At 72.3% G+C, this 24,402-nt stretch carries 22 protein-coding genes; 5 read left to right on the top strand and 17 right to left on the bottom strand.

Annotated elements, in window-relative coordinates; translation table 11 throughout:
• Positions 1-11 precede the first annotated feature (11 nt).
• Positions 12-2,369, bottom strand: coding sequence for a transketolase-like TK C-terminal-containing protein (locus ACQRWP_RS01050; RefSeq protein WP_430500408.1), 2,358 nt, complete (start codon positions 2,367-2,369; stop codon positions 12-14).
• 122 nt (positions 2,370-2,491) lie between these two features.
• Complete coding sequence (gene gatB, locus ACQRWP_RS01045) at positions 2,492-3,991, bottom strand: Asp-tRNA(Asn)/Glu-tRNA(Gln) amidotransferase subunit GatB (protein ID WP_210781079.1); 1,500 nt, start codon at positions 3,989-3,991, stop codon at positions 2,492-2,494.
• A gap of 121 nt (positions 3,992-4,112) precedes the next feature.
• Between gatB and ACQRWP_RS01040 the strand changes: the two genes are divergently transcribed.
• Positions 4,113-4,358 carry a hypothetical protein gene (locus ACQRWP_RS01040; RefSeq protein ID WP_430500407.1) on the top strand — a complete coding sequence of 82 codons (246 nt, stop codon included), beginning with the start codon at positions 4,113-4,115 and terminating at the stop codon, positions 4,356-4,358.
• A complete protein-coding gene (locus ACQRWP_RS01035; RefSeq protein ID WP_430500406.1) occupies positions 4,355-4,909 on the top strand; it encodes a hypothetical protein in 555 nt (184 codons plus the stop codon). The genes ACQRWP_RS01040 and ACQRWP_RS01035 overlap by 4 nt, the downstream gene beginning before the upstream one ends.
• Positions 4,910-4,985: 76 nt before the next feature.
• Here ACQRWP_RS01035 and gatA read toward each other — a convergent pair whose 3' ends face one another.
• The 4 genes from gatA to ligA all read right to left on the bottom strand — a co-directional run bounded on the left by gatA (position 4,986) and on the right by ligA (position 11,921).
• Positions 4,986-6,479 (bottom strand): Asp-tRNA(Asn)/Glu-tRNA(Gln) amidotransferase subunit GatA, encoded by a 1,494-nt coding sequence (gene gatA / locus ACQRWP_RS01030; protein ID WP_430500405.1) that lies wholly within the window; start codon positions 6,477-6,479, stop codon positions 4,986-4,988.
• Complete coding sequence (gatC, locus tag ACQRWP_RS01025; protein ID WP_091393256.1) at positions 6,476-6,781, bottom strand: Asp-tRNA(Asn)/Glu-tRNA(Gln) amidotransferase subunit GatC; 306 nt, start codon at positions 6,779-6,781, stop codon at positions 6,476-6,478. Before gatC ends, gatA begins: the two co-directional genes overlap by 4 nt.
• Positions 6,782-6,926: 145 nt before the next feature.
• Entirely contained in the window at positions 6,927-9,641 is a 2,715-nt protein-coding gene (locus tag ACQRWP_RS01020) for an EAL domain-containing protein (RefSeq protein WP_430500404.1), read from the bottom strand.
• A gap of 144 nt (positions 9,642-9,785) precedes the next feature.
• Positions 9,786-11,921 carry an NAD-dependent DNA ligase LigA gene (gene ligA / locus ACQRWP_RS01015; protein WP_430500403.1) on the bottom strand — a complete coding sequence of 712 codons (2,136 nt, stop codon included), beginning with the start codon at positions 11,919-11,921 and terminating at the stop codon, positions 9,786-9,788.
• A gap of 319 nt (positions 11,922-12,240) precedes the next feature.
• Here ligA and ACQRWP_RS01010 point away from each other — a divergent pair, with 319 nt between their 5' ends.
• Complete coding sequence (locus ACQRWP_RS01010; protein WP_430500402.1) at positions 12,241-12,777, top strand: type II toxin-antitoxin system PemK/MazF family toxin; 537 nt, start codon at positions 12,241-12,243, stop codon at positions 12,775-12,777.
• Positions 12,778-12,979: 202 nt separating this feature from the next.
• Here the strand turns inward: ACQRWP_RS01010 and ACQRWP_RS01005 are convergent, their stop codons facing one another.
• From ACQRWP_RS01005 to ACQRWP_RS00975, 7 genes are all read right to left on the bottom strand, one after another.
• Entirely contained in the window at positions 12,980-13,990 is a 1,011-nt protein-coding gene (locus ACQRWP_RS01005; protein ID WP_430503379.1) for an ADP-ribosylglycohydrolase family protein, read from the bottom strand.
• A gap of 84 nt (positions 13,991-14,074) precedes the next feature.
• Positions 14,075-14,440 (bottom strand): VOC family protein, encoded by a 366-nt coding sequence (locus tag ACQRWP_RS01000; RefSeq protein WP_425696779.1) that lies wholly within the window; start codon positions 14,438-14,440, stop codon positions 14,075-14,077.
• Positions 14,441-14,476: 36 nt separating this feature from the next.
• The gene (locus ACQRWP_RS00995) at positions 14,477-15,481 is read right to left on the bottom strand and encodes a methionine synthase (protein WP_430500401.1); all 1,005 of its coding nucleotides are present in this window, start codon (positions 15,479-15,481) and stop codon (positions 14,477-14,479) included.
• Positions 15,482-15,518: 37 nt separating this feature from the next.
• Positions 15,519-16,592: a tRNA 2-thiouridine(34) synthase MnmA gene (mnmA, locus tag ACQRWP_RS00990; RefSeq protein WP_430500400.1), complete on the bottom strand. Its 1,074-nt coding sequence runs from the start codon at positions 16,590-16,592 to the stop codon at positions 15,519-15,521.
• Between the two features lie 179 nt (positions 16,593-16,771).
• Positions 16,772-17,947, bottom strand: coding sequence for a cysteine desulfurase family protein (locus ACQRWP_RS00985; RefSeq protein WP_430500399.1), 1,176 nt, complete (start codon positions 17,945-17,947; stop codon positions 16,772-16,774).
• 103 nt (positions 17,948-18,050) lie between these two features.
• Positions 18,051-18,704: a class F sortase gene (locus ACQRWP_RS00980; RefSeq protein ID WP_430500398.1), complete on the bottom strand. Its 654-nt coding sequence runs from the start codon at positions 18,702-18,704 to the stop codon at positions 18,051-18,053.
• Positions 18,701-19,531: a DUF4397 domain-containing protein gene (locus ACQRWP_RS00975; RefSeq protein WP_430500397.1), complete on the bottom strand. Its 831-nt coding sequence runs from the start codon at positions 19,529-19,531 to the stop codon at positions 18,701-18,703. The genes ACQRWP_RS00980 and ACQRWP_RS00975 overlap by 4 nt, the downstream gene beginning before the upstream one ends.
• Positions 19,532-19,761: 230 nt before the next feature.
• Here ACQRWP_RS00975 and ACQRWP_RS00970 point away from each other — a divergent pair, with 230 nt between their 5' ends.
• Together ACQRWP_RS00970 and ACQRWP_RS00965 are read left to right on the top strand one after the other, a co-directional pair.
• On the top strand, positions 19,762-20,364 hold the full coding sequence (locus tag ACQRWP_RS00970) for an RNA polymerase sigma factor (protein ID WP_238684699.1): 603 nt from the start codon (positions 19,762-19,764) through the stop codon (positions 20,362-20,364).
• Positions 20,318-21,151: an anti-sigma factor gene (locus tag ACQRWP_RS00965; protein WP_430500396.1), complete on the top strand. Its 834-nt coding sequence runs from the start codon at positions 20,318-20,320 to the stop codon at positions 21,149-21,151. Before ACQRWP_RS00970 ends, ACQRWP_RS00965 begins: the two co-directional genes overlap by 47 nt.
• A gap of 96 nt (positions 21,152-21,247) precedes the next feature.
• On the opposite strand, the gene ACQRWP_RS00960 is transcribed toward ACQRWP_RS00965, so the two are convergent.
• From ACQRWP_RS00960 to ACQRWP_RS00945, 4 genes are all read right to left on the bottom strand, one after another.
• Positions 21,248-22,207, bottom strand: a complete 960-nt coding sequence (locus ACQRWP_RS00960) for an electron transfer flavoprotein subunit alpha/FixB family protein (protein WP_387167849.1) — start codon at positions 22,205-22,207, stop codon at positions 21,248-21,250.
• A gap of 15 nt (positions 22,208-22,222) precedes the next feature.
• On the bottom strand, positions 22,223-23,002 hold the full coding sequence (locus ACQRWP_RS00955) for an electron transfer flavoprotein subunit beta/FixA family protein (RefSeq protein WP_430500395.1): 780 nt from the start codon (positions 23,000-23,002) through the stop codon (positions 22,223-22,225).
• Positions 23,003-23,189: 187 nt separating this feature from the next.
• The gene (locus tag ACQRWP_RS00950) at positions 23,190-23,603 is read right to left on the bottom strand and encodes a hypothetical protein (protein WP_430500393.1); all 414 of its coding nucleotides are present in this window, start codon (positions 23,601-23,603) and stop codon (positions 23,190-23,192) included.
• Positions 23,600-24,397, bottom strand: coding sequence for a GNAT family N-acetyltransferase (locus ACQRWP_RS00945; RefSeq protein WP_430500392.1), 798 nt, complete (start codon positions 24,395-24,397; stop codon positions 23,600-23,602). The genes ACQRWP_RS00950 and ACQRWP_RS00945 overlap by 4 nt, the downstream gene beginning before the upstream one ends.
• Positions 24,398-24,402: the final 5 nt, after the last annotated feature.

Raw genomic sequence — 24,402 nt, 5'->3', positions numbered from 1 at the left:
GCGCCGACGGGTCAGCGGAGGGCGATGGCGGCCAGTGCGGCGTTGACGATGCTGCCGGGCAGCAGGTCGTGCAGCTCGTACAGCTCGGCGACGCTGCCGGACTGGCCGAACTCGTCCACCCCGAGCGGCACCGCCGGTGCGCCGACCGCCGAACCGAGCCAGGCCATCGCGTGCGACGCGGCGTCGTGCACGGTCACCACCGGCACCCGATCGGCGAACGCGGACCGCAGCGCGCCCGGCACGCTGGGCACCGTGGCCGTCCGTACGCCCTGACGCAGGGTGCGCTGCCAGGCCCGGTAGAGCCGGTCCAGCGAGGTCACGTCCACCACGTGCGCGGCGATGCCCTCGTCGGCCAGCTCCGCCGCGGCGGCCAGCACCTCGGGCAGCACCGCGCCGGAGGCGGCCAACTGCACCACCGGGGCGTCGACCAGGTGCGGGTACGCCTGGTGCGCGTCGACCAGCCGGTACGCCCCGGCGACGACCTGCCGGCGCAGCACCGCGTCGCCGAGCCGGGCCCGGGCCGCCTCGAACGGCGTCTGGTCCAGCGGTCGGGTGCTCAACCGGAAGTAGTACGCGCCGTCCTCGGCGGGTGCGGCGGTCGCGGCCGGGGCCGACCCACCGGCGATCTGACCGAGCGCGTCGCAGAGCAGCCAGTCGAGGGTGGCCGCGTACGCCGGCTCGATGAAGGTCACCCCGGGCAGCTCCAGGCCGACCGACGCGGTGATCGTGGACTGGTGGGCGCCGCCCTCCGGGGCGAGGGTGATGCCGGACGGGGTGCCGGCCACCACGAACCGGGAGCCGGAGTAGGTGCCGTACAGGAAGGCGTCGAGGCCGCGCAGCACGAACGGGTCGTAGACAGTGCCCACCGGCAGCAGCGGCTGCCCGGACAGGTCCCAGGACAGCCCGAGCTGGCCGAGCAGCAGGAACAGGTTCATCTCCGAGATGCCCAGCTCGATGTGCTGCCCAGCGGGGCTCTCCGTCCAACGCAGCATCCGGTCCTCGGTCCAGGAACGCTGCTCGGTGGGGGCGAACACCCCGGTCTTGTTGATGAACCCGGCGAGGTTGGTGGAGGTGGCCACGTCCGGGGCGGTGGTGACCAGGTAGCGGCCCACCTCCCGGTCCCGCGCCAGGTCCACCAGCACCCGACCGAAGACCTCCTGCGTGGAGATCGGCTTGTTGGCGCGTACTCCAGTGCTTTCCGGGACGGTGACGCCCAGCGCACGCTCGCGCGGCGGGCGGGACAGCGCCTCCCGGCGGGCGCCGGCCCGGATCCCGGCGGGTGACGCCGGGTCGAGGCGGTCCCACTCGGTGTCGGCGGTCAACCCCTGCGCGGCGCGCAGCGTGTCGACCTGCTCCGAGCTGAGCAGCGCGGAATGGTTGCGCGGATTGCCGGCGATGGGCAACCCCCAACCCTTCACCGTGTACGCGAAGACGACGCTGGGCCGGTCGGTGACCGCGTCGCACTGGGCGTACGCGTCCAGCATCGCCTGAAGGTCGTGCCCGCCCAGGTCCGTGACGAGCGGGCCGAGCTCCTCGTCGGAGACGTCGGCGATCAGCTCGGCGATGCCGGTCGGAGCGCCGTCCAGGAACTGCTTGCGCAGCGCCGGCCCGACCAGCCCGAACAGCGACTGGTACTGCTCGTTGGGCATCGCGTCGATCCAGTCGCGCAGCGCCTCGCCGCCCGGCCGGGCGTACGCCTCGGCGAGCCGGCGGCCGTACTTGACCTCCACGACGTGCCAACCGGCGGCCTCGAACTGGCCCCGCCACTGGTTGATCCGGATGCCGGGAACCACCCGGTCCAGCGACTGGCGGTTGAAGTCGACAAGCCACATGACGTTGCCCAGCCCGGTGGTCGCCGGGTCGGCCACCGCCTCCCAGATGTTGCCCTCGTCCAGCTCGGCGTCGCCGATCAGCGCCACGAACCGGGAGTGCGGACGGGCACCGAAGTGCGCGTCGACGTACCGCCGGGTGGCGGCGGCGAAGAGCGGCGCCGCCGCGCCCAGGCCGACCGAACCGGTGGAGAAGTCCACCTCGTCCGGGTCCTTGGTGCGCGACGGATACGACTGGAGGCCGCCACGGGCCCGCAGCCGGGGCAGGTAGGAGCGGTCCAGGTTGCCGAGCAGGTACTGGATGGCGTGGAACACCGGGGACGCGTGCGGCTTCACCGCGACCCGGTCCTCGGCGTCCAGGTGCGCGAACCAGAGCGCGGTCATCGCCGTGACCAGGGAGGCGCTGGACGCCTGGTGGCCGCCGACCTTCACACCGTCGCCGGTGGCCCGGTCATGGTTGGCGGCGTCCACGATCCGGGTGGCGAGCCAGAGCACCCGCCGCTGGATCTCGTCGAGGACATCGAGGTCGTGCTCGGTCACGGTGGCTCCATCCAGGCGTCGCCGTTGACGCCCTCGCGAGGGGTGCGGGGTGGCCGCGTAGTCGACAGGTGGTGGCGGCATGCCGCCGCCGGGTCGCGGCGGCGGCGTGCTCCGGGTGGGTGTCAGCCCTGGACGCCGAGGCGCTCCAGGATCAGCTCACGCAGGGTCTTCGCGTCGGCCTGACCCCGGGTGGTCTTCATGACCGCGCCGACCAGCGCGCCGACCGCCGCGACCTTGCCACTGCGGATCTTGTCGGCGATGCCGGGGTTCGCGGCGATCGCCTCGTCCACGGCGGCGGTGAGCGCTCCGGTGTCCGACACGACCTCCAGGCCCCGGTTGGTCATGATCTCGGTGGGCGAGCCCTCACCATCGACCACGCCCTCCAGCACCGTGCGGGCCATCTTGTCGTTGAGCTTGCCGGCGTCGACCAGCCCCTGAAGCTCGGCGACCTGGGCGGGGGTGGCACCGATCTCGGCCAGCTCCACGCCGCTCTCGTTGGCCCGGCGGGACAGCTCACCCAGCCACCACTTGCGGGCCGCGGCCGGGGTGGTGCCGGCGGCCACGGTGGCCTCGATCAGCTCGACCGCGCCAGCGTTCAGCACCGACTGCATGTCCAGGTCCGAGAGGCCCCACTGCTCCTGAAGCCGACGCCGGTGCACCCGGGGCAGCTCCGGCAGAGCGGCCTTCAGCTCGGCGACCCAGGCCGGGTCCGGGGCGATCGGCACCAGATCGGGCTCGGGGAAGTACCGGTAGTCGGTAGCGGTCTCCTTCGAGCGACCCGGGGTGGTGTCACCGGTGTCCTCGTGGAAGTGGCGCGTCTCCTGGGTGATCCGGCCGCCCGCGTCGAGCACCGACGCCTGCCGCAGCATCTCCGAGCGGACCGCCCGCTCCACCGACCGCAGCGAGTTGACGTTCTTGGTCTCGGTACGGGTGCCCCACTCCGCGCCCGGCAGGTTGAGCGAGGTGTTCACGTCGCAGCGCAGCGAACCCTCCTCCATCCGCACGTCGGAGACGCCGAGGGTGCGGATCACGTCGCGCAGCTCGGCGACGTACGCCTTGGCCACGTCGGGGGCGAGCGCACCGGTGCCCGTGATCGGCTTGGTGACGATCTCGACCAGCGGGATGCCGGCCCGGTTGTAGTCGACAAGCGATTCCGTCGCGCCGTGGATGCGGCCGGTGGCGCCGCCGACGTGCAGCGTCTTGCCGGTGTCCTCCTCGAGGTGCACCCGCTCGATCTCGATCCGGACCGTCTCGCCGTTGACCTCGACGTCCAGGTAGCCGTCGACGCAGATCGGCTCGTCGTACTGGCTGATCTGGAAGTTCTTCGGCATGTCCGGGTAGAAGTAGTTCTTCCGGGCGAACCGGCACCACTCGGCGATCGAGCAGTTCAACGCCAGGCCGATCCGGATGATCGCCTCGATGGCCGCCTTGTTGGCCACCGGCAGCGAACCGGGCAGGCCCAGGCACACCGGGCAGACCCGGGTGTTCGGCTCGCCGCCGAAGTCGGTCGGGCAACCGCAGAACATCTTGGTGTTCGTGCCCAGCTCGACGTGGGTCTCCAGGCCGATCACCGGTTCGAAGCGCGCAACGACCTCGTCGTACGCGGGCAGTGTCGTGGTCATGAGACGCTCCAGGCGCGATCCGGGACAGAACCTGTCCAGCCTAATGGGGTTGCCCGATCAATCCTCGGCCGGGTTTCGTCCGGCGTGCGTGGCGTCACCGACAGTGGGGTACGGAGCGACCATGACGAATACGGTCAGAGAGCGAGGAATGCAGGTCCGGCCGGTGCTCGTCGGGGTGGTCGCGGTGTGGGCGGTGGCCGTCGTGGTGACCCTTGTCAGCTGGTTCGCCTCCGGGGAGGACCGCCAGCCGGACACGACCGCCGAGTTGGTGATCGGCATGGTGCTGCCCGGGGTGGTGGCGGTGGCGATCGCGTACGCCGTCGTGCGCCTCGTGAACCGGCGGCGTCGGAATCAGGGGCGGCCGTGACGAGCGGGGAACATGTCGCCGCGGACGAGCAGGTGCCGCAGGGGCGGCACCGCCGCAGCACGTACGTCGTCGCCGCGATCGTCGTGGTCGGCGCTGCCGCGATGGGCACCGCCGCGATGGTCGACCGCGACACCGGGAGGTCCGACCTCCTCGCGGCGTTCGCGCTGATGCTGATCCCGCCGCTGTTCGGCGCGGTCGTCGCCCTCGTCTTCGGCCGTCGGCTGATCAGGCGGATGCCCCGGACGGCCGGTGACGACCCGGCGACGAGGCGGCGGATCGGCCAGGCGTTACGCGACGGGTCCACCGACGACCCTCGTCTCGACCCGCTGGCACGCAAGGAAGCCCGACTCCGCGTCAGTCAACGCTGGCTGCTGTGGCTGTTCGCGGCGGTCGTTGTCACCCAACTGCTGGCCCTGGTGAACGCGGTCCACCCGTTCACCCGCGTACTGGCCGTACTGCTGATCCTGTTCGTGGTGGGTTCCGCCTGGTATCGCTGGCGTGGTCTGCGGGAGGCCCGCCGCTACCTCGCCGGGCCGCCGAGTCAGCCCTGATCGACGCCCAACCCGTTCAGACGCGCGATCGGCGCCGAGGGACATGTCCCTCGGCGCCGATGCGGTGACATCCGGTCTAGAGCGTCGGCGGGGTGAACGTGCCGACGGCGGACTCCAACGCGGCGGCGACCCGATACATCCGGTCGTCGGCCATCGTCGGGGCCATCACCTGGAGACCGACCGGCAGCCCCTCGGAGAGCCCACAGGGCACCGAGATGCCCGGCCCGCCGTACAGGTTGGTCGGAATCGTGTACAGGTCAGCCAGGTACATCTGGTACGGGTCGGCGGTCCGCGCGCCCATCGGGAACGCCACCGACGGGGTGGTCGGCGAGATCAGCGCGTCGACCCGCTCGAACGCGGCGGTGAAGTCCCGGGTGATGAGCGTCCGAACCTTCTGCGCCTGCCCGTAGTACGCGTCGTAGTAACCCGACGACAGCGCGTACGTGCCGATCATGATGCGGCGCTTGACCTCCGGGCCGAACCCGGCCTCCCGGGTCAGCGACATGACCTCCTCCAGCGACCGGTTGCCGTCGTCGCCGACCCGCAGGCCGAACCGGACGCCGTCGAACCGGGCCAGGTTGGAGGAGCACTCGCTCGGGGCGATCAGGTAGTACGCCGGCAGGGCGTACGCGAACGTCGGGCAGGACACCTCGACGACCTCGGCGCCCATCTTGGTCAGCGCGTCGACCGACTCGCGGAACGCGGCCATCACGCCCGGCTCGGCGCCCTCGCCGACGAACTCGCTCACGATGCCGAGGCGCACACCGGTCAGGTCGCCGGTAGCGCCGAGCTTCGCCGCCGCCACCACGTCCGGCACCGGCTGCGGGATCGAGGTGGAGTCGCGCGGGTCGTGCCCGCCGATCACCTGGTGCAGCAGGGCCGCGTCGAGCACCGTACGGGCACACGGGCCCGGGGTGTCGAGCGACGAGGAGAAGGCCACCAGCCCGTAACGGGAGGTGCCGCCGTAGGTGGGCTTGGCGCCCACGGTGCCGGTGACCGCGCCGGGCTGGCGGATCGAGCCGCCGGTGTCCGAGCCGATTGCCAGCGGCGCCTCGTACGCGGCCAGCGCGGCGGCGCTGCCACCACCCGAGCCACCCGGGATCCGGCTCAGGTCCCACGGGTTGTGCGTCGGGCCGTACGCCGAGTATTCGGTGGAGGAGCCCATCGCGAACTCGTCCATGTTGGTCTTGCCGAGCATCACCGTGCCGGCCTCTCGCAGCCGCTGCACGATCGTCGCGTCGTACGGCGGGCGCCAGCCCTCCAGGATCTTCGACCCCACGGTGGTGGGCACGCCCCGGGTGGCGAGCACGTCCTTGACCGCGACCGGAACGCCCGCGAGCGGGCCCAGCTCCTCGCCGGCGGCCCGGCGCTCGTCCACCGCGCGGGCCGCGGCGAGCGCGCCGTCGGTGTCGACGTGCAGGAAGGCGTGCACCCGGTCGTCGACCGCGGCGATCCGGTCCAGGTGCGCCTGGGTCACCTCGACGGCGGAGGTCTCGCCCCCAGCGACCAGGGCCGCGATCTCCGTCGCGGTCATGCTGATGAGATCGCTCTTGCCGGTCAGATCGCTCATGAGGCCACATCCTCGGTCAGGATCCGCGGTACGCGGAACCGCTGGTCCTCGGCGTCGGGCGCGCCCGACAGCGCTTCCTCCGGGGTCAGGCACGGCGTGACGACGTCCTCGCGGAAGATGTTGGTCAGCGGCACCGAGTGCGAGGTCGGCGGGATGTCCGCGGCGGCGACCTCGCCGACCTGGGCGACCGCCTGGAGGATCACGTCGAGCTGGCCGGCGAACGTGTCCAGCTCCTCCTCGGTGACGGCGAGCCGCGACAGGCGCGCCAGGTGCGCGACCTCCTCGCGGGAGATGGCGGCCATCCGTGCCCCCTTCTGAATTCCTGCTGGTCGGGCGGTGTGCCGGCCGCGCGACAGGTGGAGCGTGACACGCGGTGACCGGAGCGAGTCTATTGTTCCGCTCCGGTGCCGCATCCCCGACTCCCCCTCCAGCGACCCTCGTGCCGGGTCAGCGGGTGGGGCGGCGGGCGACATCCGGCTGCGGGTGCCCGCCGGTCGGGCGGACCGGCCGGTACCTGGCCAGCCAGGTGACCAACTCCTCGGCCGGCATCGGCCGGGCGTAGAACCAGCCCTGAGCGGCGTCGCAGCCGGCGGCGTGCAGCAGCCGCCAGGTCCGCTCGTCCTCGACACCCTCGGCGACCACCCGCAGCCCCAGCGCGCCGGCCAGCTCGATCATCGACCGGACGATCGCCGCGTCGTCGGCGTCCTCGGCCATGCCGAGGACGAACGACCGGTCCACCTTCACCTCGGACAGCGGCAACCGGCGCAGGTGCTGGAGCGAGGAGTAGCCGGTGCCGAAGTCGTCCAGGGAGATGGCCACCCCGATCCGGTGCAGCCGGGAGATGGTGGCCAGCACCCGACGCGGGTCGGCCATCAACGCGCCCTCGGTGATCTCGACCTGGAGCCGCTCGGCCGGCACCCCGTAGCGGCCCAGCCGGTCGGCGATCTGGTCGGCGATCTCGCCGGTGTGCAGGTCGCGCACGCTCACGTTCAGCGCGGCGCGCAGGCCGATGCCGGCCGCCGACCACTTGGCGAGCTGCTCCACCACGTCGTCAACGACCCGACGGGTGAGCAGTCGCATCACGGCGCTCTGCTCGGCGACCCGGATGAGCTCCTCCGGGTCGACCATGCCCCGCCGGGGGTGCCGCCACCGCAGCAGGGCCTCGACGCCGACCACCTCGCCGGTCGCGATGGCGATCTGCGGCTGGTAATACATGGTGATTTCCCCGGCGTCGTCGGCCGGCTCGTCGTCCGCGTGCGCCCACCCGGTCGGTTCGAGTGGCTGCCCAGGTGTACCCGGCCCGGCGTCCCGCCGTGCCCCGGGCCGACCCTTGCCCACCGCGCTCCCGTTCGGGGAACGCCGGCCAATCCCACCCCCGGCGCGCCGCTCCCGGGCCGAGCCGGAACGGGCGCCGGCCACCGTGGCACGGGCGTTACGGCCCCGGATCGGGTCGGCTCCGGTGGCGATCCGGTTGATCAGCTCATCGGAGTGCACCAGCTCGGCGTCGGTGCGCCGACGGCGTGCCCACCACCGGCCAGCCCCCGGTGGTGCCGGGGCGAGCGTCGGCGCCGGGTCCGCCGCCGGCGCGGACCGGCCCGGCGCCGCGGTGGGCAGCGCGCCCTCGGCCGGGGCGCCGGTGGGCAGCGCGGCGCCGTCACCGCCGCGCACCTCCGCCGACGCGACAAGGGGTACGTCGGCCGTCCGCTCGGCGTCGCTCGGCACACCGTGCCGGCCGGTTCCGTCCGGCTGCGCACCCTCGCCCTGGCCCTGACCTGCCGGCTCGGCGTCGGCATCGGCATCGGCATCGGCGTCGGCGTCGGCGTCGGCGTCGGCGTCGAACGGCGCCTCGGTCGAGGGGCTGGTCTCCAGTACGCGACGCAGGTCGGCGAGGAGGCCGAGTCGCTCGGCCGAGTTGTGGTCGGACTCCGGGGCGTACACGGCCACCGTGTCGTTGCGGTGCTTGGCGTCGTACATCGCGACGTCGGCGTGGCGCATCAGGGTGGCGAAGTCCTCGCCGTGCTCCGGGAAGAGGGCAATCCCGATCGATCCGCCCACGTCCAGCGGCAGCCCGTCGAGCGGCACCGGCTCGGCCAGCGCCTGGACCACCCGGTCGGCCAACTCCCGCGCCTGACCGACGTCGCTCAGCCCGGTCATCACGATGGCGAACTCGTCACCGCCGAGCCGGGCGATCATCTGTGGTCGGGGCTGCATGTCGGTGAGCCGGGCGCTGACCTCGACCAGCAGCCGGTCGCCCACGGCGTGCCCGAGGGCGTCGTTGACGTTCTTGAAACGGTCCAGGTCTATCAGCAGCAGCGCGAGCTGCCCGTCGGGTTCACCACGGGCGGTCCGCTCGGCATGCAGGTGCACCTGCTCCGCCACCTCGGTCAGCAGGGCCTTGCGGTTGGGCAGCCCGGTCAGCGGGTCGGCGGCGGCGAGGTGCTGCTGTTCGTTGGTCAACCGCGCCATCCGGTAGACGGCGAAGAGCGGCACCAGCACCAGCGGGATCAGCGCGGCGCTGACCCGCGCCGCCGCGACCAGCACCGGGGCGAGCAGCAGCAGTGAGCCGGTGGAGAGCAACTCGAAGCCGAGGCCCTGACGGACGGTGGGCCACCAGCGGTCCCCGAACCGCAGCCGCACCGCCCAGCTGACCAACCCGTAGTTGACGACGAACCAGGCCAGCGCGGCACCGCCGACGGCGGCCACGTCGGTCCAGTGCAACCGCCCGCCGGAGAAGATGGTGCCCGAGCCGAGCTGGATCACCCCGTACGCGGCGGCGAGGGCGCAGGCGTACTGGCCGACGTTGAACGCCGTGCGCCACGCGGCGTGCCGCATCCGCCAACCCGAGACGACGACGCCCACCGCCTGCACCACCACCGCCGGGCCGAGACCCCAGCCGAGCAGGATCGCGAAGGTGAAGCAGGTGGACGGGAACACCGCCGACGTCTGCCGGCGCCCCGGTGGCACGAACGGGCGCGCGTCGCAGACCACGGCGAGCGCGGCCATCGTCCAGAACGCCACCGGCAGCTGGGACAGCTCACCGGGGAGCGTCGCGAGTGGAACGGCGGCGGTCAGCGCGGCGACCGCCAGGATGCCGGCGACGAAGGCGGCGAACGGTGCGACCCGTCCCGCAGGAAGCGAGTTGCGTGGGTCGGCGACCTCCACCACACCTCCCGACCGACCATCGGCGTGCCGGTGCGCACGCCGTGACCCAATGAAACGCCCTCGGCCCCCAGTTTCCCGGTATGACAGTCACGAATCGGTCGTAGTCGTAATTAAGTTGGTATACGCGGCCAGCCGTCGGCGAGGTCAACCGCCCGGCTGAGCGACGTCCCGGGCGGCGTCCGGGCCCGCGTCCAGCAGGAGCCGGAACCCGTCCTCGTCGAGCACCGGCACCTTGAGACTGGCGGCCTTGTCGGCCTTCGACCCGGGGTTGTCCCCCACCACCACGAAGCTCGTCTTCTTGGAGACCGACCCGCTGACCTTGCCGCCCCGGCTCTGCACGGCCTCGGCGGCCTGGTCGCGCGAATAGCCAGCGAGCGTGCCGGTCACCACCACGGTCATCCCCTCCAACGGGCGCGGCCCCTCGTCGACCGCCTCCTCGGCCATCCGTACGCCGGCCTCGGCCCACTTGCGGACCACCTCGCGGTGCCAGTCCACCGCGAACCACTCCCGGATGCTGGCCGCGATGGTCGGCCCGACACCGTCGACGGAGGACAGCTCCTCTTCGGTGGCCGCGTCGATGGCGTCCATCGAGCGGAAGTGCCGGGCGAGCGCCTGGGCCGCGGTCGGGCCGACGTGCCGGATGGAGAGCGCCACCAGCACCCGCCACAGGTCCCGTTCCCGGGCGACCGCGAGATTGTCCAGCAACTTGGTGGCGTTGCTGCCCAGGCTGCCGTCCTTGTTGACGAAGAACGGCGACCGGGACAACTGCTCGGCGTCGAGTTGGAAGAGGTCCCCCTCGTCGCTGATGATCTCCGCGTCGAGCAGGGCGGCCGCGCCCTTGTAGCCGAGCACCTCGATGTCGAACCCACCCCGGCCGGCGAGGTGGAACACCCGCTCCCGCAACTGCGCCGGGCAGCTGCGGGTGTTGGGGCAACGGATGTCCACGTCGCCCTCTTTGGACGGCGCGAGCGGGGTGCCACAGGCCGGGCAGCTGGTCGGCATGACGAACGGCCGGGCATCGGCGGGCCGCAGGTCGACCACCGGGCCGAGCACCTCGGGAATCACGTCGCCGGCCTTGCGCAGCACCACCGTGTCGCCGATCAGCACCCCCTTGCGCTCCACCTCGCGGGCGTTGTGCAGGGTGGCGAGCGCGACTGTGGAACCGGCCACGCGCACCGGCTCGAGCACGGCGAACGGGGTGACCCGGCCGGTGCGCCCCACGTTGACGTCGATGTCGAGCAGCTTGGTGGTGACCTCCTCCGGCGGGTACTTGAAGGCGATCGCCCAGCGGGGGGCACGACTGGTCGACCCGAGCCGGCCCTGGATGGAAACCGGGTCGACCTTGACCACCACGCCGTCGATCTCGTGCTCGACGTCGTGCCGGTGCTCGGCGTAGTAGGCGATGAACTCCGCGACGCCGGCCAGGCCCGGAACGACCCGCCACCGGTCGCTGGTCGGCAACCCCCACGACTTGAGCGCCGCGTACGACTCGGACTGCGCCGTGGGCTGGAATCCGCGGCGGGCGCCGATGCCGTGCACCACCAGGCGCAGCGGCCGGGTGGCGGTGACCCGGGGATCCTTCTGTCGCAGGCTGCCGGCGGCGGCGTTGCGGGGGTTGGCGAAGGGTGCCTTGCCCTGCTCCACCAGACCCGCGTTGAGATCGGCGAACGCGGCGATCGGGAAGTAGATCTCGCCCCGGACCTCCACCAGCTCGGGGATGTCCGGGAATTCGCCGGACGGGACGAGCTGGCTGGGCACGTCCCGAATGCTGCGTACGTTTGCCGTGACGTCCTCACCGGTGCGCCCGTCGCCCCGGGTGGCGGCCCGGACCAGCCGGCCGTTCTCGTAGGTCAGGTTGATCGCCAGCCCGTCGACCTTCAGCTCGCACAGGTAGGGCACCGGGCCGCCCGCGTCCCGTTCGACCCGCTCGGCCCAGGCCGCCAACTCCTCGTCGGCGAAGGCGTTGTCGAGCGAGAGCATCCGTTCGGCATGGGTGACCGGGGTGAAGTCGGTGGAGAACGTGCCGCCCACCCGCTGGGTCGGCGAATCGGGCGTCCGTAGCGCCGGAAACTCCGCCTCCAGTGCCTCCAACTCGCGCAACTGCCGGTCGAAATCGGCGTCGGGGATGGTCGGCGCGTCCAGGACGTAGTAGCGGTACTGGTGCTCGGTCAACTCCTGGCTGAGCGCGGCATGCCGCTCCCGGGCCTGCGGCGTCGGCTCAGCCCCGGCCGCCGCCTCCTGCGCCGGGCTGACCTGCTGACCGATCTGCTCCTCGGACACACCGCCACCTTCGGACACGCCTGCGACCTCCCTGATCACGCTACTCCGGCACCGTATCGGGCCGGTGAGACAATCCGCCGCCCGCCCGCGCCCGAAGCGATCTCGCCCTCAGCCGCGTCCCATGATCAGTTGATCCACCCTTTCCGCGATCTTGCATTTGCTGTCGCGGCACAGGGGGCGTTCCGCGCATCTCGGCGACCGAAACTGAAAGATCGGCGCCGGCGGGAGACAGCGGTGTGGTTGGCGGGCGGCACGGGCGACGGCGTGCAAGGATCGCCGGACGGCGCGACCGGCGGGTCGCCGGAACGCGGAGGTACGGATGCCCGAGGCACTGCTCTGGGCGGTGGCGATCCTGCTGGCGGTGGCCGCCGGCTGGGCGTGGAACAGTTGGCGGCACCGGGTGGCGAACCGGCGTTCGGGCACCCGGCCGGGTCGGGGCGGCACCGGTGGCCGTCGTTCCACCCCGCCGCGGCCTCGTGGCGCCGAACGGCCCTCCACCAAACCCCGCTCTCGCGACACCGACCGGCACGGAGACACCCCGGCGCCCGGTGAGATCTGGTGGGCCGACGTGCCGTACGCCGACGGCAGCGGGTCGAAGGTGCGCCCGTGTCTGGTGCTGCGCGCCGACTCCCGGGGCGCCGACGTCCTGAAGATCACCAGCCAGGACAAGAGCGACCGGGACGACCACGTGCGGATTCCCACCCGGGACTGGGACCCCGGCGCGGAGCACGACAGCTACCTCAGCCTCACCGAGCCGATCCGACTCGGCTCGGCCGCCTTCGCCGACCACGCCGGCCGCTGCGACGCCGACCTGTGGCGAAAGGTCCGCAGCCTGCGTCACCTCCCCACCCCCTGACCACCCGGTCCATCCTCGTGGCCGGCCGCCGCCCATGATCAACTCGGGTTCCTGAAAGTCGCGGTGTCCTGAGCTCCCGGATGCCCCGATTTACGGAAACTCGAGTTGATCATGCCCACGGGCCACGCCGGGCCACGCCGGGCCACGCCGGGACGCGCCGGGCCACGCCGGGACGCGCCGGGCCACGCCGGGACGCGCCGGGTCAGTCCCAGGTCCCGCCTAGGGTGGCCAGCTGGTCCGCGTACTCGATGCGGTTGGCCCACTCGCGCGGCCAGGCGGTCATGCCGACGGCCGCGCCCACGAACGCGCCGGCCAGGGCGGCGATCGAGTCGGAGTCGCCGGCAGTGGTCGCGCCCCGGGCCAGTGCCGCGACCGGGTCGTCGGCGTGCCGTACGGCGCAGAGCAGCGCGGTGGCCAGTGCCTCCTCGGCCACCCAGCCCTCCCCGGTGGCCTGACACGGGTCACCGCCGTCGTCCGGCTGCGCCAGGGCGGTGGTCAGCCGGCCCAGCACCGCCAGGCACTCATCCCAGCCCTGGGCGATGAACTCCTGTGGAGTAGCGGAACCGGCGCTCTGCCAGAGGTCGCCCAACCACCGCTCCCGGTAGACCAGGCGCTGGGACAGTGCCCGTTCGGTGAGCACCGCGGGAAGTTCGGGCAGCGAAACGCCCTCGCGCAGCACGAAGACCGCGTACGCGGTGAGTTCGCTGGCGGCCAGCCCGGTCGGGTGGCCGTGGGTCAGCCCGGCCTGCAACTGGGCCAACCCGGCGAGCGTGTCGAGGTCCACGTCGAGCAACCCGACCGGGGTGACCCGCATGTTGGCCCCGCAGCCCTTCGAGCCGACGACCGTCGCCTCCTGCCAGGACACCCCACGGCTCAGCTCGGCACAGGCGCGCAGGCAGGTCATGCCCGGGGCACGGTTGTTGTCCGGGCTGACCGCCCAGGCCAGGAAGCGTCGCCGCAGCAGTGGCTCCACCGCCTCCGGCGTGAACGACGGCGCCTCGCGCAGCGCCCAACCCACCGCAAGCGCCATCTGGGTGTCGTCGGTGACCAGCGCCGGCTCGCCGGACAGCTCACGCGGGCCGGCCGGGCCGTACCGGCGCTCGATCTCGGCGACGGTCAGGAACTCGGTCGGCTTGCCCAGCGCGTCACCGTAGGCGAGGCCGAAGAGCGAGCCGGAGGCGCGCAGCGCGGAGGTGTGGATCACGGCGGCCATCATGCCCGGCCGCCGCAACCCACCACGAGCTCAGGTTCGGACGTGCTGGCCGGCCTACGCCGACCGACACCTCCGAAACCCGCCCTAGTCCCAGCAGAGGCAGAACGGGTGCCCGGCCGGATCGGCGTAGACCCGGAAGCCCTCGCCCTCGCCTCGCAGCCGCCGAGCACCCAGCGCGAGCGCCGCCTTCTCGGCGGCCTCGATGTCGTCCACCGTCACGTCGAGGTGGAACTGCTGTGGGCGCTCGGGATCCGGCCAGGCCGGTGGGCGCAGGTTGAGCGCCTGTTGGAAGGCGAGACGCGGCTGGTGACCGGGTGGGCCGCCCAGCACCACCCAGTCGTCGTCGGAGTCGCCCTCGACGAGCGGCACGCCGAGCAACTCGGCGTAGAACGCCGCCAATGCCCGCGGATCCGGGCAGTCGATCACCACTGAACGAAGCTGTCCAATCATGACCGTCATCCTGCCCATCGGGTACGACAGGAAACCTCAGTCCTCGGCGAGCCGCCGGCCGGCGTCCCGGCAGGCCGCGAGGACCGTCCGCGCGTACTCCGGGGTGGCGCCGGCGAGACCACAGGCCGGGGTGACCACCACCTGCTCGGCCAGCTGGCGACGAGGAAAGCCGAGGCGGTCCCAGACCTGGCGTACCCGTTCGGCGATCTGCGCGGAGGTCGGCGCGGCACCGGCCGACGGTGGCCGGGTCGGCGCGGCACCGGCCAGCAACCCGAGGCCGGCGTCGATCGCCTCGCCCAGCGGGTCGAGCTTGGTGACCAGGTCCAGGTCGAGGGCGACCGCGACGGCGCCGGTGGAGCGGATCAGCTCCAGCGGCACGTCCGGGGCGCAGCAGTGCACCAGTGTCGGCACGCCGACCGCCTCGACGATCGTGCGCAGCAGGGCGGCGGCGTCCACCGACTCGACCGCCCGGTACGCGCCCAGCCCGCTCTCGGTCGGCACCCGCCCGGCCAGCACGGTCGGCAGTGACGGCTCGTCCAGTTGCAGCAGTACCGACGCCTGGGGCAGCCGGCGGGCGACCGCCGCGACATGCGCGCGCAGCCCTTCGGCGAGGGAGCCGGTCAGGTCGCGGACCGCGCCGGGATCGCGCAACAGTCGGCCACCGATCGGCAACTCCAGGGAGGCGGCCAGCGTGAGCGGGCCGGCGGCCTGCACCTTGATCGGCCCGGAGTACCCCTCGGCCTGCTCGGCGAGCTGGTCCAGGTCGCGTTCCATCAGGTCACGGGCCCGGCGCAGGTCGCGGCCCGGGCGTGGGGCGACCCGCCACCGCCCCGCGTACACCTCGACGGGCAGCTCGACGAGCAGCCCGGCGGACCGGCCGATCATGTCCGCTCCGGGGCCACGGGCCGGCAACTCGGGCAGGTGGGGCAGCTCGGGAAGCTCACCGAGGACCACCCGCTGAGCCTCGCCGATGTCGGTGCCGGGCAGCGAACCAATGCCGGTTGCCGCGCCGGCCGGCCAGGGCCACGCCTGATCTGTCACGGGCGAAGGCTATCCCGCGAACACCCAGGCCGTGCGGTCAGCCGGTGATGGTCGCGGAGCCGAGGACCACGTCGCCGGCCGGGTCCGGCCGGTACGCCACCACGGCCTGACCGGCGGCGACGCCGCGTACCGGTCGGCGCAGCTCGGCGTGCAGCCGGTCACCGTCGAGGGCGACGGTCGCCGGCACCACGTCGCCGTGCGCGCGCAACTGCACCTCGCACTCGACCGGGGCGTCCGGACGGGCGCCGCCGGTCCAGACCGGACGTCGGGCGTGCACGTCGGACACTTCCAGCGCCTCGGCCGGGCCGACCGTCACCGTGTTGGTCTTCGGCGTGATGGAGAGCACGTAGCGTGGCCGGCCGTCCGGGGCGGGCCGATCCAGGTGCAGCCCGCGACGCTGCCCCACCGTGTACGCGTACGCGCCGCTGTGACTGCCGACGACCGCGCCGGTGGAGGCGTCCACCACGTCGCCGGGCGCCTCACCGAGCCGGCCGGCCAGGAAGCCGCGGGTGTCCCCGTCGGCGATGAAGCAGATGTCGTGTGAGTCCGGCTTGTCGGCCACCGCCAGGCCACGCTCGGCGGCCTCGGCACGGACCTGCGCCTTGGTCGAGTCACCGAGCGGGAAGATCGACCGGTCGAGCTGCTCGCGGGTGAGCACGGCGAGCACGTACGACTGGTCCTTGGCCAGGTCGACACTGCGCCGCAGCAGCCCGTCCGCGCCGAGGCGGGCGTGGTGACCGGTCACCACCGCGTCGAAGCCCAGGGCCACCGCCCGGTCCAGCACCGCCGCGAACTTGATCTTCTCATTGCAGCGCAGGCAGGGGTTCGGCGTACGGCCGGCGGCGTACTCGGCGACGAAGTCGTCGACCACGTCCTCGTGAAAACGGTCGGCCATGTCCCACACGTAGAACGGGATGCCGATCACGTCGGCCGCCCGCCGGGCGTCCCGGGAATCCTCCAGGGTGCAGCAGCCGCGCGCCCCGGTCCGATAGGTCTGTGGGTTGCGGGCCAGCGCCAGGTGTACGCCGGTCACGTCATGCCCGGCAGCCACCGCCCGCGCCGCCGCCACGGCCGAGTCAACCCCACCCGACATCGCCGCCAGAACCCTCACTGACCCACTCCCCTTCCCGTCCCCACCACAACCCTATCCACCAGCCCCGAAAACCCCCGGACCCGTGCCCGCCCCGCCCACCACCTGCCCGCGCGATCTTGCGGTTTCTGCGGCGACATATGCCGCACAAGGCGCGAACGGCCGGCCGAAAGCGCAAGATCGCGGGATGCGGAAAGGGGCTAGCGGGGGGTGCGGAGAGCGGCGGCTCGGCGGGCTCGGTCGACCGCCGCCGGGAGGGCCGCGATGAGGGCGTCGATGTCAGCCTGGGTGCTGGTGTGGCCCAGGGTGAAGCGCAGCGAGGAGCGGGCACGGTCGTCGTCGGCGCCCATCGCGAGCAGCACGTGCGAGGGCTGGGCCACCCCGGCCGAGCAGGCGGAGCCGGTCGAGCAGGCGATCCCCTGCGCGTCGAGCAGGAGCAGCAGCGCGTCGCCCTCACAGCCGGGGAAGGAAAAGTGCGCGTTGCCGGGCAGCCGATCGGTCGGGTCACCGTTGTAGATCACCTCGGGCACCGCCTGGCGGACCCGCTCGATCAGGTCGTCGCGGAGCGCGGCCACCCGGGCCGCGTACTCCTGCTGACCCTTCACGGCCGTCTCCACGGCGACCGCGAAGGCGACGATGCCGGCGGTGTCCAGGGTGCCGGAGCGGATGTCGCGTTCCTGGCCGCCGCCGTGCAGCAGCGGCGTGGCCGGCACGTCCCGGGCGAGCAGCAGCGCCCCCACCCCCGTCGGGCCGCCCAACTTGTGCCCGGTGACGGTCAGCGCGGCGACCCCGCTGGCGCCGAAGTCGACGGGCACCTGACCGACCGCCTGGATGGCGTCGGTGTGGAAGGGCACACCGTGTTCGGCGGCGACGGCGGCCAGCTCGGCCACCGGCTGGACGGTGCCCACCTCGTTGTTCGCCCACATCGCGGTGACCACGGCCACCTGGTCGGCGTGCGCGGCCAACTCGGCGCGCAGGGCCTGCGGGTCGAGCCGACCGACGGCGTCCACCGGCAGCCAGCCGACCTCGGCGCCCTCGTGCTCGGCCAGCCAGTCGACCGCGTCCAGCACCGCGTGGTGCTCGACGGCGCTGGAGACCAGCCGGCGGCGGTCGGGCCGGGCTCCTCGGCGGGCCCAGAAGATGCCCTTGACCGCGAGGTTGTCGCTCTCCGTGCCACCACCCGTGAAGATCACCTCAGAGGGCCGGGCGCCCAGCACCGCGGCCACCCGCTCGCGTGACTCTTCGACCCGGCGGCGGGCACGGCGGCCCGCCGCGTGCAGGGAGGACGCGTTGCCGACCTCGCGGGCGGTAGCGACGTACGCCTCCAGTGCCTCATCGAGCATGGGAGTCGTCGCCGCGTGATCCAGGTAAGCCATCGCCGTTCAGCGTACGGCCGACACCTTGGGGACCGGATGCCGGAGGGGACCGCACGCAAAGGCCGGGGTGGAACTCCACCCCGGCCCGACGCGCGCGGACCGGTCAGGCGGGCACCGCGGTGACGACGATGTTGTCGCGGTACCTGCGCGCCTTGGCGTCGAACGGCCCGCCACAGGTGATCAGGGTCAGCCGCGGCTTGCCGTCGCGGGCGAAGTACCGGTCCAGCGGGATCTTGGTCTTGGCGTACTCCTCCCGGGCGACGACCCGGTAGCGCCGCGCCTCGCCGTCACTGCCGGTCGCTGTCAACGTGTCCCCCTGGTCCAGCTCACGCAGCCGGAAGAACGCCCCCTTGCCCTGCTTGGCGCTGTCGACGTGACCGGCGATGACCACCGAGCCGGCATCCGCCTCCAGGCCGGGGCCGTAGCGGTACCAGCCGATCTGGTCGACGCTCGGCGGCACCTCGAACTCGTTGGTCCGCTCGTTGATGCCGACCGCGTTGACGGTGGCGGTGACGCCGATCTCCGGGATCAGCAGCCGCACCGGCGGGATGATCTTCGGACCGGCGGGCAGCTCACCGGCGGTGACCGGCACCGACGGGGCGCTGGCGGCGGTCGGTGGGGCGCTGGCCAGCGTGCTGGCCTCCTCGGCGCCCACGGTCCCGGCCGGCTGGGCGGCACACGCCACCAGCGCGGCGACGGTGAGCGCGGCAACGCCGGCGGCCAGGGCCGCCAGCGCGCCGCGATTGCGCACCGTCACTTGCGGCCGGTCCGCGCGGTCGCCATCCGCACCCCACCACCAAGCAGCAGGAGTACGCCGGCACCGGTGAGCACGTACCACCAGGTGTCCACGCCGGTGCCGGCCTGGCCGCCGTCACCGCTGGGCACGCCGCCCGGGGCGGAGTGCAGGCCGGTGATGGTCTGGGCCACCACGTCGAGGGTCTTGCCCTCGGCGGAGCCGATCGCGTAGACGATCGTGGCGGTGCCCTCCTTGAGGTTGAGGTCCGCCGGGCCGATGGCCACGGTGTCGGTGCCGGCCAGCACCACGTCCGCCTTGACGTTGCCCGCGTCGACGTCGCCCTTGGCCTCGTTCGGGTTGGTGAGGCCCTCGAAGACCGGGGTACCGCCGGCGCGGACGTCGACCGCCGGGGCGGCGGCGGTGTGCCGGACGATCAACCGGGCCTTGCCGGCGTCGACCTTCGAGACGTCGTTCACGAACGGGGTGATCTTCGGCTGGCCGGCGGCGTCGAGGTGAGCCGCGATGCTGATGTTCGCACCGCCCGGCACCGCGGCGTTGTCGACTTTGAGGATCGCGCTGCCGATCGGCTCGCCCGGCTTGGTGAGCGCGATGTCGTAGTCGCCCTCCTCCAGGTTCAGCGGGCCGGCGACGTCGCCGGGCTTGAAGTTGTCCAGCGTCTTCTTGCCGTTGACGTAGACGTCGACCGGGGTGTCCGGGATGCCGTGCACGACGGAGACCTTCGACGTGGCGGCGTACGCGGGGCCGGCGGTGAACGCGCCGACACCGGCGAAGGCCAGCGCGGCGACCGCGCCGCCCGCGGCGACCCGACGGAAGTACGAGAGCTGCATGTCTGCCTCCTGATATTTGGTGCTGATTCGTCAGGCCTGGCTTGCAGAACGGGTTACGCCGGCTGTCGGACGGGCGGATGCGCCCCGGAGGCACTTTTCTTTTCCGGCCCCGACTGCATCCGGACCGGGGTCGGGAGACGAAGAGCTGGTGAGATGACATCGACCGGGGAAGTGGGGCGAGGGCTGTGGCAGCTACAGTCGGGCATGCCCCATCGAAGGCGAGCCGCCCGATGACGGCGCTACGACAGGAACCGGACCCTCCGGTGGACGACCTCGACCGCAGGTTCCGCGACGGCGACGACGTGGCGCTCCGCGAGGCGTACGACCGCTACGGTCGTGCCGTGCTCCACCTGGCCACGTCCATGCTGGCGAACCGCAGCGACGCCGAGGACGTCACCCAGGCGACCTTCGTCGCCGCCTGGCTGGGTCGCGACACGTTCGACCCGGCCAAGGGGTCGCTGATCGGTTGGCTGCTCGGCATCGGCCGGCGGAAGGTGATCGACCGGATGCGCGCCTCGGCCCGGGAGACCCGGGTGGTGGAGACGGTCCGACAGCTGCCCGAGCCGGCGCAGACCCAGCCGGACCCGGACCGCGTGGTGGACCGGTTGGTGATCGCGGACGAGCTGGCTCGTCTCCCGGACGACCAGCGACGGATGCTGGAGCTGGCGTTCTACGACGACCTGACACACCAGCAGATAGCCACGGTGACCGGCGTGCCGTTGGGCACCGTGAAGAGTCACATCCGACGCGGCATGGCGAGCTTGAAACGCAGATGGGAGGTGGACGGTGCAGCACCTGGACCACGACCGGCTGGTATTTCTGGCACTCGGTGAGAGCGAGGCGGACGACGGGGAGAGCACCCACCTCGGCACCTGCGCGCTCTGCCGGGCGGAGGTGGCGACCCTTCGGCAGGTGGCGGGGCTCGGCACCGAGACGCAGGGCCTGGCCGACCTGCCCGACCCGCCGGAGCACGTCTGGCAGGGCATCGAAGCCCAGGTCAGGGCCGCGGAGGCCGGGCCGTTGCTGACCGAGACCCGTCGACACCGGGTGCCCGAGCAGGCCGACTTGACGACGGCTGAGCAGGCCGACACCACGACGGCCGAGCAGACCTTCGGCGCGGCGGGCGAGTCGACGGTGACCCGACTGGATCCGGCGCGGCGATCCCGCCGGGGTCGTGGCTGGTCCGGTTGGGTGGCCACCGCGGTGACCGCGGCCGCCGCCGCGGCGGTGGGCGTGGTGGGCACCGTCTCGGTGCTCCGACCGGACGATCCGACGCCCACCCCGCCGCCGGTGGTGGTGGCGAGCGCGCCGCTGGCGGCGTACGGGGCGACCCCGCCGACGGCCAAGGGTGACGCCCGGGTTCTCCAGGACGGCCAACTTCATCTGCATGTGGCGAATCTCCCGAGCGTCCCGGGGTACTACGAGGTCTGGCTCATCAATCCGACGACGATGGAGATGTTCTCGGTCGGCACCCTGGGTGGCGGCTCGGACGCCCTGCTACCCCTGCCCCCGAATGTCGACCTCAAGAGCTACTCGGTGGTCGACGTCTCCGCCGAGCAGTACGACAACAACACCCGCCACTCCGGCGACAGCCTGCTGAGGGGCTCCCTGACGGGCTGATCGGCGGGCCGGCTCAGCTCCCCGGCTCGCCGATCAGCTCCCATCCAAAGACAGTGGCCGCCCCCACCGGGGGCGGCCACTGGTCTCAGCGCGGGGTCACTTGCGCTTGCGGATCTCCTCGGCGGCCTGCGGGACGATCTTGAACAGGTCGCCCACCACCCCGAAGTCGGCCAGCTCGAAGATCGGCGCCTCGCCGTCCTTGTTGACCGCGACGATGGTCTTCGAGGTCTGCATGCCGGCCCGGTGCTGGATGGCACCGGAGATGCCGAGGGCGACGTAGAGCTGCGGGGAGACCGTCTTGCCGGTCTGGCCCACCTGGAACTGGTGCGGGTAGAAGCCGGAGTCGACGGCCGCGCGGGACGCGCCGACGGCGCCGCCGAGCAGGTCGGCCAGCTCCTCGACCAGCTTGAAGTTGTCGGCGTTGCCGACGCCTCGGCCACCGGAGACGACCACGCCGGCCTCGGTCAGCTCGGGGCGGGAGCCCTTCTGCTCGGCGACCCGCTCGACGACCTTGGCCAGCTTGTCGGTGTCGGTGACCGACACGCTGAGCTGCTCGATCGCCGGGGTGGCCGCCGCCGGGGCGGGGGTGACCGAGTTGGGCCGGACGGTGACCAACGGCAGGCCCTTGGTGACCTTGGACTTGACGATGGTGGAGCCGGCGAAGGCGACCTGGGTCGCGGTGCCGTCGGCGTCCAGGCCGACCACGTCGGTCAGGATGCCGTTGTCGAGCTTGACGGCGAGCCGGGCGGCAATCTCCTTGCCCTCCTGGGCCGACGCCAGCAGCACGGCGGCCGGCTGCACCCGCTTGACCAACTCGGCCAGCACGGTCGCCTTGGGGGCCACCAGGTAGCCGTCGATCTCGTCACCCTCGGCGGCGTAGATCTTCTCCGCGCCGTACTCGCCCAGCTTGCCGCTCAGCGCCTCGGCGGCGCCAGCGCCGCCGAGCACCACCGCGCTCGGGGTGCCCAGCTCACGCGCGAGGGTGAGCATTTCCAGGGTGACCTTCTTGACGCCGAATTCCTTGGTGGCTTCGACGACGACGAGAACCTCAGACATGTCAGAACCCCCCTCTCACACGAACTTCTCGGTGGCGAGGAACTCGACCAGCTTGACGCCGCCCTCGCCCTCATCAGTGATCTTGGCACCGCCGGAGCGCGGGGGGCGCTTGGTGTGCTCGACGACGGCGCTGGTGGCACCGTCGAAGCCCACCTCGCCGGCCGCGACCCCGAGGTCGGCCAGCGAGAGCGTCTGCACCGGCTTCTTCTTGGCGGCCATGATGCCCTTGAAGGAGGGGTAGCGCGGCTCGTTGATGGTGTCCCAGACGGAGACCACGGCCGGGGTGGCGGCGGTGACCACCTCGTAGCCCTCCTCGGTCTGCCGCTCGACGGTCAGCGTCGCACCGTCGACGGTGAGCTTGCGGGCACCGGTGAGCGCCGCGACGCCCAGTCGCTCGGCGATCATGTGCGGCATGACCTGGACCCGGCCGTCGGTGGACTCGGCACCACAGATGATCAGGTCGGCACCGAGCTGACCGAGAGCGGCGGCGAGCACCTTCGAGGTGGCGACGGCACACGAGCCGTGCAGGGCGTCGTCCAGCACGTGCACGGCCTTGTCCGGGCCCATGGAGAGCGCCTTGCGGATCGACTCGGTCGCCCGGTCCGGACCCATGGTCAGGATGGTGACCTCGCCACCGTGCGCCTCCTTGATCTTCAGCGCCTCCTCGATGGCGTACTCGTCCATCTCGTTGATCACGTTGTTCGCCGAACCGCGGTCGACGGTGTTGTCGTCATTGCGCAGGTTGCGGTCCGCGCCCGAATCAGGCACCTGCTTGACGAGTACGACGATGTTCATCGCGCTTCGACGACCCTCCTGTGTGGTGTTGCGATTCGCTCGCCCGGTCTGGGGCGCAGCGTCGCGCGTCGGTCGACGCCAGGTCAACCGCGGGCGGTTGTGCAGTTGCCCACGGCGCAATGTTACCTGCCAGTAGGTTGCGCTCCGGCAGCACTCAGAGTGACACAGCTCACCGACGCGCGGCCGGTCAGGCCGGCTCGGCCAACGCGACCCGGATCTGGTCGATGGCCGCCGCCTCGGCGGGGGCCACCCCGTCGTGCGCCCGGGCCACCTGGTCCGCCGCGGTCAACACGAGTTCGCGGTACGCGTCCACGTCCCGTGGGGACTTCTCGCGCAGGATCCGCACCGCCTGCCCCAGCGCCGGCAGCACCACCGACTCGATCTCCAGCTGCGAGTCCCGGGGAAGTCGCGGCAGCGGGCCGGTGGTCAGCGCCTCCTTGACCGTGCCACTGGCGTCGGCCAGCGCGCCGGACGCGGCGATGCTCTCCCGGATCACCCCCAGCACACCGGGGTCGGCGTTGGAGACCAGGAAGACGGCGCCGAAGGCACCGGTCTTGAGGGTCAGCCGCTCCTCGTCCGTCAACCGCTGCTCCATGATCACGGAGTGTAGACGTACGGGGTGGTGGTGGTGATCGGGACAAGGCCGAGTCGCTCCAGGATCGGCCGGCTGTCCTCGGAACAGTCGACCTGCATCAGCGTCCGGCCCCGCTGGTCGGCCAGCCGCGAGCGGTAGGTGACCAGCGCCCGGTAGATGCCCTTGCGACGCCACTGCGGCAGGGTGGACCCACCCCACAGGGTGGCGAAGCCGGTGTTCGCCGGAAAGCGCACCCAGCCGGCGCTCACCACCGTGTCGTCCACCTCCGCCACCACCACTGTGATCGAGTGCGGGTCGGCGTCGATCTCCTTGGCCAGCCCCCAGACCAGGTGCGAGCGGTCCTCCTGCCAGACCTCCTCCTCCATGGCGGCGATCCGCTCCAGGTCCTCCCGGGACGTCACCTCACGCAGGCGTACGCCCTCGGGGGCGACCGGCAGCGCGGCGGCCAGCGGCGCGACCGGACCGACCACGACGGTCTCCCGGTCCTCCGGCACGAAGCCGGCGGCGCGCAGACGGTCCGCCAGGTCCGCCGGTTCGTCGTGTTCGTTGAGCTTCCACTCCGCCGACTCGCCCCGCTCACGGCACAACCGCACCTGCCGGGCGATCAGCTCGTCCAGCGCGTCGCCGGTCAACCCGCCCAGGTCACGGTAGGTGATGAACCCACCGGAATCGAGCCCGGTGATCCGGACCAGCGGCCCGTCCCGCTCCACCGTCACCCCGGCCGGAACCGGGTCGGGGATCTCCGGGCGGAGTTGGTTGTCGTAGGCGGTACGCAGCGTCAGGATGTCGAGATCAGTCACCGGCC

Source organism: Micromonospora trifolii, from assembly GCF_050516465.1.
Lineage (GTDB): Bacteria > Actinomycetota > Actinomycetes > Mycobacteriales > Micromonosporaceae > Micromonospora > Micromonospora trifolii.
The sequence above is the reverse complement of the archived record's forward strand: the minus strand, read 5'-3'. Positions and strand labels throughout refer to the sequence as shown.

Coding starts and splice junctions, on each gene's coding strand:
- ACQRWP_RS01010 (WP_430500402.1), top strand. CDS start 12,241: ATGCCCGAGGCACTGCTCTGGGCGGTGGCGATCCTGCTGGCGGTGGCC.
- ACQRWP_RS01040 (WP_430500407.1), top strand. CDS start 4,113: ATGACGAATACGGTCAGAGAGCGAGGAATGCAGGTCCGGCCGGTGCTC.
- ACQRWP_RS00985 (WP_430500399.1), bottom strand. CDS start 17,947: ATGGCTTACCTGGATCACGCGGCGACGACTCCCATGCTCGATGAGGCA.
- gatB (WP_210781079.1), bottom strand. CDS start 3,991: ATGACCACGACACTGCCCGCGTACGACGAGGTCGTTGCGCGCTTCGAA.
- ACQRWP_RS00975 (WP_430500397.1), bottom strand. CDS start 19,531: ATGCAGCTCTCGTACTTCCGTCGGGTCGCCGCGGGCGGCGCGGTCGCC.
- gatA (WP_430500405.1), bottom strand. CDS start 6,479: ATGAGCGATCTGACCGGCAAGAGCGATCTCATCAGCATGACCGCGACG.
- gatC (WP_091393256.1), bottom strand. CDS start 6,781: ATGGCCGCCATCTCCCGCGAGGAGGTCGCGCACCTGGCGCGCCTGTCG.
- ACQRWP_RS00955 (WP_430500395.1), bottom strand. CDS start 23,002: ATGAACATCGTCGTACTCGTCAAGCAGGTGCCTGATTCGGGCGCGGAC.
- ACQRWP_RS01000 (WP_425696779.1), bottom strand. CDS start 14,440: ATGATTGGACAGCTTCGTTCAGTGGTGATCGACTGCCCGGATCCGCGG.
- ACQRWP_RS00970 (WP_238684699.1), top strand. CDS start 19,762: ATGACGGCGCTACGACAGGAACCGGACCCTCCGGTGGACGACCTCGAC.
- ACQRWP_RS01005 (WP_430503379.1), bottom strand. CDS start 13,990: ATGGCCGCCGTGATCCACACCTCCGCGCTGCGCGCCTCCGGCTCGCTC.
- ACQRWP_RS00960 (WP_387167849.1), bottom strand. CDS start 22,207: ATGTCTGAGGTTCTCGTCGTCGTCGAAGCCACCAAGGAATTCGGCGTC.